Genomic DNA, 3,809 nt, shown 5'->3' with positions numbered 1-3,809 from the left:
TGCGAGAATCGAACAGTGGACTAGATATTTTGCCGATGCTCAATTGCTGCTGGGATTCAGAGACGGCAATACTTCGCGCGCAAATTCGGGTTTCTCGCAAGTGATTAATGCACCTGCGCCTAGTCGATCGACATCCCGAGAAAATGATCCGGGTTTTCGAGATGATTAAAATATTGGTAATGGGCCATTGGGCATCGGGCATCGGGCATCGGGCATTGGTAACAAATAACAAATAACAAATAACCAACAGCACGACACGGAAATCACGGATACACGGATATATATTTTTTCCTGAATCTCTCTCTATTCCCAATTACCAGTTGCCAATTACAATGTTTAACTTTTTATTAACCTAAATATCTCCCTATTTTAATTAATCTTCAGGTTAAGTTCCCTTAATTTAACAGTGATAGAGTTTCATACGGAATCATCAGATTACGGAAGTTGGGCTGAACAGGAATTTATGTCTAAAATAACTCGCCGACAACTGTTAATTTTCTTCGGCAGCAGTGCCGCTACCACTGTGCTTGCCCCTCAAGTAACTAAAACACTATTCGGCATCAATTCCACCTCGGCCGAAGCTGTAGTTTCGCTATCTTTCACTCCTGTAAGACTTCCCCACCCGCTGCCAATTTATCGAGAACTGCCCAGCTTCATGGCGATGGCGCCGGGGGGACAGGGAACTGTGATGGCGGCCTCACAGGAGACTAGATTAACGAGTTACAGGGTTGTTGACGATGTGGTTGTGCCGCCGGAATACGAACGTTACGTGATTCTCCGCTGGGGCGATCGAGTTTTTCCCGATCCGGCAGACTATTTCGGCTACAACAACGACTACACGGGCTTTGTAGGCATTCGCGGCAGCAATGACGACGGTTATCTCTGGGTTAACCACGAGTACGTATCCTTCCCGATGTCGAAAGTGGCGCCGGAAGCGCCGTCTGATCTGGCACCATTTCCGGCGAGCGATCGCGCCGTCCTCGGTATAGATTTATCGGTAAAGAATCAGGCTACCCTCGGCGAATTTCTGTACAATCTCGGTGGTTCGATCGTCCGCATCACCAAACAGTCTAACGGTAGATTTCAGGCGATCGCCGGCGACTCCCTCAACCGCCGTATCCACGGACTTTCCGGCCTCGCAATCAACAGCCAGCGTTCCGACAAATACAAAGATGTCACCTCCTGGGGAAGCAGACAAGGCGACGACAACTACCTCATCGGCACGGGTCCTGCTGCTACCCAAGTATTCGCGCAAGTCAACAGCGACGGGCTCGGAAACCGGATAATCGGTACAGCCTACAACTGTTCCGGCGGCACAACTCCGTGGGGCACAATCCTCTCCGCCGAAGAAAATTTCCAAGGTAGCGAACTATTCTTCGTGGGAGTTCAGGAAAACATCAAACCCAACGGCGGCCAAACGGGCTACGCCAAGGGCACTATCGGTGAGGAATTCGGCTTAGTCGGCGAAAAATACGGCTGGATGGTAGAAGTCGAGCCCCTAGATCCCAGTTTCCGCCCCCGGAAGCACACATGGTTGGGCCGTTTCCGCCACGAAAACGTCGGGATTCGCGCTGAAGCAGGCCGCAAGTTAATAGGGTACATGGGGGACGATCGGCGCGGCGGACACACATGGAAATTTGTCAGCAACGGTACTGTCACCAATCCCGCAGATAAAAACAACAGCCGATTATTTGAAGACGGCATTTTGTACGTTGCCCAATACAACCGCAACGGTACTGGAAGATGGCTGCCACTGACATTAAATACCCCGACAAATCCGGTGCGTCCTTCTAAAGTTGGCGAGGCGGAATTAGCAAGTTTTGGCAAAGCTCAAAGAGATGCAAATACTCGCTTGCCCAAACGCGCCGGAATTGCTGGCCAAACCGAAGACGGCGGTTCTTTTGTAGTAGATACAACCAATGAAGCAACAGCACTTCCGGGCTACCAAAATAAAACTCTTGCTAATTTTTACAGCAGCCAAGGTGCTGTTTTAGTTGATGCTTTTTTAGCTGCTAATTTGATTGGTGGCACTCCGACGGCGCGGCCGGAAGATTTGGAAATCAATCCTACTACTAAGGAAGTTTTTATTGCTTATACTGACGCCGCACCCGGAAGCGACGGCTATCCAGATTCTCGCATTTTTACTGTTGCTAAATACAGTAGCGCCGTCAACAGCACTCAGCAGTCGGGAGGACTTTACAAAATAATTGAAGACAGTCCCGATGGGGCAGGTTTGACGTTCCGCTGGCAGCGTCTGGCTCAAGGTGGAGAAGCGGGTTCGGTAGCTGGGGCGGGATTTGCTAGTGCAGACAATTTGGCTTTTGACACTCAAGGTAACATTTGGGGCGTGACTGATATGTCTACTAGCACGCATAACGGTTTTGATGTCGGTGCGGCTGGAAAGCCAACGGCGATCGACCACAACAAGACTGGAAATGTGTCAGATTTTACTGGAGTTTTCGGCAACAATTGGCTGTTTTATATTCCGACTTCTGGGCCGAATGCAGGAACAGTAATTCCGTTTGCTTACGGCCCGAATCGGTGCGAAATGACGGGGCCGACTTTTGTGGGAGATACGCTATTGCTTTCGGTGCAGCATCCGGGGGAAGATTGCCCGATCGATGATGGTACTGTACTGAGTCGGCAAATTGAAATGTTGGATTTGAACGGTGCTGTTTTCAATCAGACTCGGAGTGTGTCTCGCGGCAGTTTGTGGCCTAGTAATATTGAAAATGACAGGCGTCGATCGCCGATGCCGTCGGTGATTGGGATACGTCGGGTGCGATCGACTCCAACGGGCCAGTTTGTTTAAATTGAACTTACGCATCGGGGCCCCGAAACCTGGTTTTTATGAATCGGGAGTAAGATTAAATGAACCGCGAGGCACGCGGATGCGAAGAAGGAGAAAGAAGAAGATACTGTTCTTTCTTCGTGCTGTTCGCGTCTTCGCGGTTGGTTCAAATAATAAAAAAAGTCCCTAGGCTAATTAATATCAAATTCCTTATAAACCGAATTTTTAAGAAAATTGTACTTGGCGATATAAATCGGCGATCGCAATTTCTAGATTCACCGATTCAAGTTGCAAGGAATCACCCAAACCATACTCGGAGAGAACCCATTGCCCCTGTTGATTGCGCCGGAATATCTCTACTGCTGGCTGTTCAACTTGCACCAAGACATACTCTTGCAGTGTTGGAAACTGGCGGTATTTAGCAAATTTAATGCCGCGAGCTGCTGCTTCTGTGGAAGGCGATAAAACTTCGATAATTAAGGAAGGAAATTGCACTAATTGCGGATCTTTATCATGCTCGTCGCAAGTTACCACAACATCAGGATAAAAATACTTTTTTCCTGGTTGGACTTGAACTTTTACATCTATAATGTAAATTTCGTAGGGGCGATTAAGGCTATCATCTAATAGCTTGAAGAAGTTGATGCAAATCCGATTGTGATTGCGGGTTTCGCCTCCGATCGCGACTACTTCGCCATCCCAATACTCGTAGCGTTCCTCTTGGGTGGGTTCCCAAGCCAGGTATTCTTCTGCACTCATCGATGGGCGATCGGGTAAGGCAACCATAATGCGATCGGGAATGAAGTATGTTTCTAGAATAGCTCGAATCTACCTGTGTAGCCTACAATAAAGTGTAAATATACCTTTTACTCGCAAGAATCAGAAAGGTAGGACAATCGCCCTATTTTGCTGTAGGGATTTTTACGTACTTTTTTACGTACTTATTACAGCGTTTTCCGCTGTTATGAGGTACAATAGCAACAGTTAGCAAACCAATTTCTTAAATGCTGAGGATTTA

General features: G+C 48.0%; 2 protein-coding genes. One reads left to right on the top strand and one right to left on the bottom strand.

Features of this window, described 5'->3' with window-relative positions; translation table 11 throughout:
• Positions 1-463 precede the first annotated feature (463 nt).
• Positions 464-2,812, top strand: coding sequence for a PhoX family phosphatase (locus tag QUA38_RS27985; protein WP_333167643.1), 2,349 nt, complete (start codon positions 464-466; stop codon positions 2,810-2,812).
• A gap of 204 nt (positions 2,813-3,016) precedes the next feature.
• Here QUA38_RS27985 and QUA38_RS27980 read toward each other — a convergent pair whose 3' ends face one another.
• The gene (locus tag QUA38_RS27980) at positions 3,017-3,577 is read right to left on the bottom strand and encodes a Uma2 family endonuclease (protein ID WP_333167641.1); all 561 of its coding nucleotides are present in this window, start codon (positions 3,575-3,577) and stop codon (positions 3,017-3,019) included.
• Positions 3,578-3,809 lie beyond the last annotated feature (232 nt).

Origin of the sequence: Microcoleus sp. Pol12B4, assembly GCF_036701385.1 — a bacterium.
Taxonomy (GTDB): Bacteria; Cyanobacteriota; Cyanobacteriia; order Cyanobacteriales; family Microcoleaceae; genus Microcoleus.
The sequence above is the reverse complement of the archived record's forward strand: the minus strand, read 5'-3'. Positions and strand labels throughout refer to the sequence as shown.